This is a genomic window from Paenibacillus sp. J22R67 (assembly GCF_059692175.1).
This window is the reverse complement of record NZ_JCAUAX010000032.1, coordinates 1-6,694: the sequence shown is the minus strand read 5'-3', so window position 1 is coordinate 6,694 and position 6,694 is coordinate 1. Positions and strand designations below refer to the sequence as shown.

The window sequence follows — 6,694 nt, the reverse complement described above, 5'->3', positions numbered from 1 at the left end:
GAGACGGCCTTTTCCGACCGCTCGTTGACGGCAGCGCCGGGTTTCCAACCCGAGGCGGCCTTTTCGCCTCTCTCGAGCGTGCTTATTCGCCCGTTACTCACCGCCGTGCGGCTGAGACGGCCTTTCCGCCCACATCCTAAACCTGGCTAAAACCATCCATCGGGCTGCTCGCCGAAGCATAACGCTTCTTCGGAATTCGGCCAGCCTCGAAGCCGGCGCGTCCCGCTTCAATAGCGAGCTTCATGGCGTGGGCCATTTTAACCGGATCCTTGGCACCCGAAACCGCTGTATTCAGCAGCACACCATCTGCGCCCATCTCCATCGCCAGCGCAGCGTCCGAAGGAGCACCTATACCGGCATCGACGATGACTGGCACGGTTGCCTGTTCAATGATGAAGCTCAGGTTGAGCGGATTGATAATGCCTTGCCCTGTACCAATTGGTGAGGCTCCCGGCATGATAGCATGCACCCCAAGTGCTTGCAGGCGTTTTGCCAATAACACGTCATCCGACGTATAGGGCAGCACGATGAAGCCTTCTTCGAGCAGCATTTCAGACGCTTTCAATGTTTCAACCGGGTCAGGCAGCAGCGTCATCTCATCACCAATGACTTCTACCTTAATCATGTCGCAAAGCCCGGATGCCTTCGCCAACTTGGCAATACGCACGGCTTCCTCCGCTGTCTTAGCCCCCGCCGTGTTCGGCAGCAACGTGAAGTTCGACACATCCAGCATGGATAAGAAATTCGGTTGGCTCGCCTCAAAAATGTTCATCCGCCGCACCGCAAACGTCAAAATCTGCGATTCGCTCACATCAACAGCCTGCTTCTGAATATCAAAGTTTGGGAATTTGCCTGTGCCTAATAGTAATCTTGAACGAAATTCATATGGACCGATTTTTAACATGGTTAATTATCCCCCTCCAACAAAATGAACGATTTCGATTTTATGTCCCTCTGATAATGCCGATTTCTCGTGATCTTCTTTTTGTAAAATGTTTTGATTATGCTCGACGACGAGCATTTTCTCCTGCAGCTCAAAATGCGCTAGCAATTCCTCAATGGTCCGAATCGTATCCGGAACCTCGACGCTTTGTCCGTTAATGTGCAGCTTCAATGCTTTGCAGCTCCTCTCCTTTTCGTTGCACGCCTTCCGCCCGCTTCGATGTACCCGTCAAATCGGGGCTAAAAGCAGACAGGTTAGCTTGCAAGGCACCTAAGTCCTCACCTGAAACGAGCTGAGCTATAACCTTCCCCGTGATCGGGCTAAGCAAAATACCATTGCGGTAATGCCCGCAAGCCGTAAATAACCCCTTATACATCGGGATTTCCCCGATGTACGGCATGCCGTCTGGTGTCTGCGGGCGCAGACCTGACCAAGCTTTCTCCCATTCTGCTTCGCCGATTGCGGGCATTAATTGCTTCGCTCTCGCCATCAGCTCTGACAGCCCTGCCAGCGACACCTTGCGGTCGTAGCTGTTCGGCACAACCGTTGCGCCGACAAGCAGCCGGCCGCCCGCTTTGGGGACGATATAGCACCCTGGCGTGAACAGGGTCTTCTGCAGCTCACTCTTCTCTGTTAGAACCGAGAAGCACTCCCCTTTCACGGGATACACCGGAAGGTCGATCCCGCTGCCGGCGAGGAACTGACCGCTCCATGTCCCGGCCGCTACAACAACGCGGTCGCTATACAGCGGTCCCTCGCTCGTCATTACGCCGATGACGCGGTCGCGCTCCGTCAGCAGCCCTTGCACTTGAGCGAATTCTTGCAGCTTCGCCCCGAGCACCCGCGCTGCCTGCGCGAAGGCCGCCGCCAGCTGCGGCGCCTCCACCTGCCCATCTCCCGGCAGGTACAAAGCTCCCCGCGTCGCCTTGCTCAGCGCGGGTTCGAGCTCTGCGGCTGCGGCTGCGCTCAGCCACTCCGCTCTTTCGCCCGCTGCGCGTTGGAGCTTCTCCCGCGCGCGCAGCTCCTGTTCCTGAGCGTCGCTGAGCGCGACGTTCAGTAGCCCTTCACGGACGAGACCGATATCGATGCCCGTGAGGCTTCTCAGTTCCCCGCTTAGCTCGGGGAACATCGCTCTGCTATGCCGGGCCCACTGGAACAGGGGCCCTGTGTCCTCCATCTCGGACTGCGCTCCGAGCATGCCGGCTGCGGCAGCCGAGGCCTCGGTCCCTAGTCTGCTGCGCTCCAGCAGCGTGACGGTCTGGCCTCGCTTCGCCAAGTGATAGGCGATGGAAGCGCCTATCACACCTCCGCCAACGATGATCACATCACTCGTATGCTTCATATCTTTCACCTCTGGTTTCTTCTAGCTGCAATTCTCGGATATAAGCTTTTACCGTTTCCACAGGGTCTGCCGCCTCCCAGATGCCACTCATCACCGCAATGCCGGAAGCTCCCGCTGCTAATACAGGCCTTACTCTTGCTGGTGTCATGCCACCGATCGCGATAACTGGAATCGTGACCTGCTCGGCAACCTTCCGCAGTTGTTCAAGCCCTCTTGGCCCAACACCCAACTTTGAATTCGTGGCAAAAATATGACCGTACAAGACGTAATCCGCCCCCTCCCGCTCGCGCTTCACAGCTTCCTCTACGCTATGTACGGAGACTCCCGTTCGATGCACGCTTTGGTAGCTCTCTCTTATCCCCAGCAGCTGCGGGGAGCTTTCGGGAAGGTGCAAACCGCCAAGCCCGGCAGCAGCTGCCATCCAAGGGTAGCCGTTGATACAGAGGGTTTGCGCAGGTACGCCTTTTTCAAGCAAATACTGTACGCCCATATAAACTTCATCCATCGGCCTCGTTTTCTCGCGAATATGAATCGCCGTGACATAAGGATGAATCTGGGCAGCAATCGCCGCCATATCCTTCCATCCCAGCTTGCCGTTCGATATCACATGCAGCTCGCAATCGGACATTAAAGTCCTCCTCCTCACTTTGAACCGTTGTATCGATAGCCAAGGCACTCCGCAGCGCCAATTAAGACGCAAAAAAACCACTTTCCCTAAGAAAAGTGGTTGTAGGTTGCCCGCATAATAACCATGCATAAATGAGGCGCCAAAGTCCGGTTTCCACTTTCCTCCGCTGGTATGACCCAGTTCAGGTTCAAAGGGTTCAGATTGCTCTGTCTCAGCCTTGCGGCGCCCCTAGGGATACATTCGTATTCATTTGTTCATTATCATAACACGGTATCCAGTCGTTGGAAATAGAAATTTCCATCCCATCTTATCCTAGTCGCCTGAACCTATTGCTCTTATAATAGGGAGAACGCAAACCTCGGCCTTTATTATCCATTGTCAGGAAGGATGAACACACTAGATGCTCTCACATTTGAATCGCCAACTAGAAAAAATCTTGCCGCTCATCACGCCGGTCAGCGTGCTTGTCGGTGTTTTGCTCGGCAGTCATTTATCCGGCTTTACCTTCTTATCGCCTTGGCTGTTTGCCTTTATGACGTTTTCGGGCAGCATCAGCTCCAGCTTCAAGGAATTTGTTAAAGTTATCGTTCAGCCCCTCCCACTCATTGCTACGCTGCTGATTCTGCATGCTGGCATGCCACTGCTTGCGCTTGGGCTCGGACACGCTGTTTACAGCCATGAACCGTTAACCATCACTGGACTCATTCTGGCCGCAGCTATTCCAACAGGCATAACAAGCTTCGTGTGGGTAGCTATTTATCGTGGAAATATCGTGCTGACGCTCTCCATTATTCTTACGGATACCGTTCTTTCACCGTTTGTTGTCCCTTATACACTCTCTGCGCTAATCGGCACGAAAGTCCAAATGGACACTTTTGCCATGATGAAGGGTCTATTCTTCATGATCGTCGTCCCTTCCATCCTAGGCATGCTGCTCAATCAATGGACAAAAGGCAAAATTAAGGAGCAATGGAGCGGCCGTCTAAGTCCCTTTTCGAAAATATGCATGGGCATCGTTGTCGCTATTAACAGCTCTGTTATCGCGCCATACTTGCGTGATTTTAATGCCAAACTGCTTGGTTTGGCTGGTTTTGTACTAGCTCTCGCTTCCCTCGGCTACATCCTGGGATGGATTGTCGCGAAGCTGATGAAGTGGGATCAGGACGTCGTCGTGGCGCTCACTTTTAACAGTGGAATGCGAAATATTAGTGCCGGTGCCGTGCTTGCTGTAGCGTATTTTCCGCCTCCTGTGGCGATTCCCGTTGTGCTCGGGATGCTGTTCCAGCAGTCGTTGGCGTCGTTATTTGGTTTTCTTTTGAACAGAAGATACGCCCTGAAAAGTGATAGGCCTAATCTGACTATGAATCGTGCCAAACAAGTTTGACAAAGGAGCAGCCTGTGCGGCTTCTTTTTTTTGCACACTCAGCCATCTTTAAGCTAACTTTTATCTACAATTCAGCTTCCCTTCGCTTTTTTTTCATAATTGCGCCGTACAATGAGGTGGAAGATCAAGGATAGGAGTGGTACATAGATATATGAAAATGAAACAAATAGCCGGCTTATGCATCCTTATTCCCGCTTTGCTTAGCGGTTGCGGCAATCAAGCTTCGCCTCAGTCAGCAGCGACAAGCACAGCGCAGCCTGGGCAGTCTTCGCCGCAGAACGCGCAGTCCACAGCAGATGGCAAGCAGGGGCAGAATCGTCCCGCCATGAGTCAGGCGCAGAGACAATTGTTCAGCACCTTCCAGACGCTTCTCATGATGGACAAGGCTGAAGGACTTGCGATTACCAAGGAGCAAGCCCAAGTCATGCTGCCTGTTGCGCAGGATATTGAGACCAAAGCTGAGCTCAGCGATGACAACAAAACCAAGCTGCTCGAAAAGCTGACGGACGCTCAGAAGAAGTTCATCGACGACTCCGCGAACCGGATGGCTAATCGGGGGAATGGCGGCGGAAATCAAGGAGATGGCACGCGCGGGAATGGTGGCGGGCAAAAAGGCGGGAAACCGGATGCCTCAGCCTCAGCCTCAGCCTCACCTTCAGCTTCACCCTCAGCTTCACCGAATGCAGCAGCCGGTTCAGAAGGCACGGACGCTGGGAAGCAGCCTCGTGAGAACGGCGGCAAAGCAGGCGGCAACCGTCCTGCCGGGGGCAATGGCTTTGCCAACGGCGGGCAAATGAAAGATCCGGGCAAACAGCTTGTTGAGCTTTTGCAGGAGAGAGTGAAATAAAGCAGCGAGATCCACTTTAGAGGAACCACAGGCCTTTATTTATCCAAAAGGCAGCCTTTTTCCAGGTAAGTGGGAACTGTGGTTCGCTATTCCGCCGTTTTCTGAGTAATATGCGGGTCCAATGGGCAAATAAGGTCCTGTAGTTCCGCTCATACAGCAGAATGGGCCGACTTCGCTTAGATAGCGGACTCCAGTTCCCTGTAGCTCTATCTGAACGCCAAAAAGGGCCTCCCATCAGTAGACTCATCTACATCTGGGACAGCCCTTTTTTAGTTCATAGTTAACCTCTAAGTGCCTGAACAACCTGCTCGGCATCAGCTTCACCGCTAGCCACCAGCTCGACGTGATCGGCAAACATATCACACATATAAACGAATAAGCTCAAAATTTCCAGCACTTCTTCGCTGTCAAAAGAGCGTGCAGCCGAAATACTGTACACGTAGCGGTAATGCAGCTCGTTATGCTCATTAATGCCAAAATGGCCAATCGGCAATCGCGTATTGATCTCAAGCAGAACAGCGGCAACCTCATCGCGTTTACCTTCTTCGAGGTGAAAAGGAAGTGTACTGTAAATTTGCAGCAACTGGATCGCAGCGATCTCTTCGTCATTCAATGGTAAAAAGCTAAAATGCAGAAAGCGTTCCCGCTCTTTTTTATCCTCCTGAAAACCTGCCATCAGCACATGAAGCGGAATCGCTTCTGATTTCTCCAACAAATTGGTGGCAAGGCCTGTCTCATCCAAAATCTCTTTTAAAAGCCCTAACTGCGTGAAATGACGCGTATGTACATGATCTGGCAGCATATGTGTCCGCCCTCCTACTTTCTTATGCCCAATGCTTCAACTAGGCTGCTTATTCATTTAATCTGATCATTCTTAACTTTCTCAAGTGCAAATATACTTAGTCCCAACGTTTCTAACAAGCTGTGACTATGACAGGCCCACTCATGCATGCAAAAAAGCAACAGGCGACATCATTAATCCTGTTGCTCATCCGGGAATTCACTTATTTGCCGCCACGCTGTTGGATGACATGCGTTAACTCATGTCCAAGCAGCTCCTGACCTTGATGCGAATCTGGGTTATATCGACCTTCACGGAAAAAGATATCATTCCCTGTCGCAAATGCCTCCGCACCTAACGAAGCATTAAGCTTCGACGACTCGGAATCATTATGGATGTTCACATTGCTGAAATCCGCATTAAAGGCTGATTCCATCTTTGCCTGAATCTGCGCATCCATCTTACTGCCGCTGCCTTGCTTGGATTTAATCTGCGATTCAACGGAAGCCCCTGCCTCAAACGCTCCACCGTCGGATGATTTCATCTGCAGCTCTTCCTCCTCAGACTCCCCGCCTTCGCTTCGCTGAATCGCCTCCGAGGACGGCTTCATCTGCAGCTCTTCCTCCTCAGACTCTCCGCCTTCGCTTCGCTGAATCGTCTCCGAGGACGGCTTCATCTGCAGCTCTTCCTCCTCAGACTCTCCGCCTTCGCTTCGCTGAATCGTCTCCGAGGACGGCTTCATCTGCAGCTCTTCCTCCTCAGACTCTCC

Annotated in this window: 8 protein-coding genes and 1 riboswitch; of the genes, 2 read left to right on the top strand and 6 right to left on the bottom strand. The window is 52.5% G+C overall.

From position 1 onward, the window contains the following. Positions 1-136: 136 nt before the first annotated feature. From AC58VC_RS38295 to AC58VC_RS38280, 4 genes are read right to left on the bottom strand one after another with little or no spacing between them, the layout of a single operon-like run. Positions 137-904: a thiazole synthase gene (locus tag AC58VC_RS38295; protein WP_497376706.1), complete on the bottom strand. Its 768-nt coding sequence runs from the start codon at positions 902-904 to the stop codon at positions 137-139. 6 nt (positions 905-910) lie between these two features. Next, the gene (gene thiS / locus AC58VC_RS38290; RefSeq protein WP_497376704.1) at positions 911-1,114 is read right to left on the bottom strand and encodes a sulfur carrier protein ThiS; all 204 of its coding nucleotides are present in this window, start codon (positions 1,112-1,114) and stop codon (positions 911-913) included. Continuing rightward, positions 1,098-2,285, bottom strand: a complete 1,188-nt coding sequence (gene thiO, locus AC58VC_RS38285; RefSeq protein ID WP_497376708.1) for a glycine oxidase ThiO — start codon at positions 2,283-2,285, stop codon at positions 1,098-1,100. Before thiO ends, thiS begins: the two co-directional genes overlap by 17 nt. Beyond that, the gene (locus tag AC58VC_RS38280) at positions 2,269-2,913 is read right to left on the bottom strand and encodes a thiamine phosphate synthase (RefSeq protein WP_497376702.1); all 645 of its coding nucleotides are present in this window, start codon (positions 2,911-2,913) and stop codon (positions 2,269-2,271) included. The genes thiO and AC58VC_RS38280 overlap by 17 nt, the downstream gene beginning before the upstream one ends. 141 nt (positions 2,914-3,054) lie before the next feature. Beyond that, positions 3,055-3,153: riboswitch (TPP riboswitch) on the bottom strand. A gap of 160 nt (positions 3,154-3,313) precedes the next feature. Between AC58VC_RS38280 and AC58VC_RS38275 the strand changes: the two genes are divergently transcribed. Together AC58VC_RS38275 and AC58VC_RS38270 are read left to right on the top strand one after the other, a co-directional pair. Next, complete coding sequence (locus AC58VC_RS38275; RefSeq protein WP_497376700.1) at positions 3,314-4,297, top strand: bile acid:sodium symporter family protein; 984 nt, start codon at positions 3,314-3,316, stop codon at positions 4,295-4,297. A 151-nt stretch (positions 4,298-4,448) separates the two neighbouring features. After that, positions 4,449-5,144, top strand: coding sequence for a hypothetical protein (locus AC58VC_RS38270; RefSeq protein ID WP_497376698.1), 696 nt, complete (start codon positions 4,449-4,451; stop codon positions 5,142-5,144). Between the two features lie 280 nt (positions 5,145-5,424). On the opposite strand, the gene AC58VC_RS38265 is transcribed toward AC58VC_RS38270, so the two are convergent. Next, on the bottom strand, positions 5,425-5,946 hold the full coding sequence (locus tag AC58VC_RS38265) for a YbjN domain-containing protein (protein WP_497376697.1): 522 nt from the start codon (positions 5,944-5,946) through the stop codon (positions 5,425-5,427). A gap of 202 nt (positions 5,947-6,148) precedes the next feature. Beyond that, the coding region (locus AC58VC_RS38260; RefSeq protein WP_497376696.1) for an eCIS core domain-containing protein at positions 6,149-6,694 on the bottom strand (546 nt) is incomplete at its 5' end.

Coding starts and splice junctions, on each gene's coding strand:
- AC58VC_RS38280 (WP_497376702.1), bottom strand. CDS start 2,913: ATGTCCGATTGCGAGCTGCATGTGATATCGAACGGCAAGCTGGGATGG.
- thiO (WP_497376708.1), bottom strand. CDS start 2,285: ATGAAGCATACGAGTGATGTGATCATCGTTGGCGGAGGTGTGATAGGC.
- AC58VC_RS38265 (WP_497376697.1), bottom strand. CDS start 5,946: ATGCTGCCAGATCATGTACATACGCGTCATTTCACGCAGTTAGGGCTT.
- AC58VC_RS38270 (WP_497376698.1), top strand. CDS start 4,449: ATGAAAATGAAACAAATAGCCGGCTTATGCATCCTTATTCCCGCTTTG.
- AC58VC_RS38295 (WP_497376706.1), bottom strand. CDS start 904: ATGTTAAAAATCGGTCCATATGAATTTCGTTCAAGATTACTATTAGGC.
- AC58VC_RS38275 (WP_497376700.1), top strand. CDS start 3,314: ATGCTCTCACATTTGAATCGCCAACTAGAAAAAATCTTGCCGCTCATC.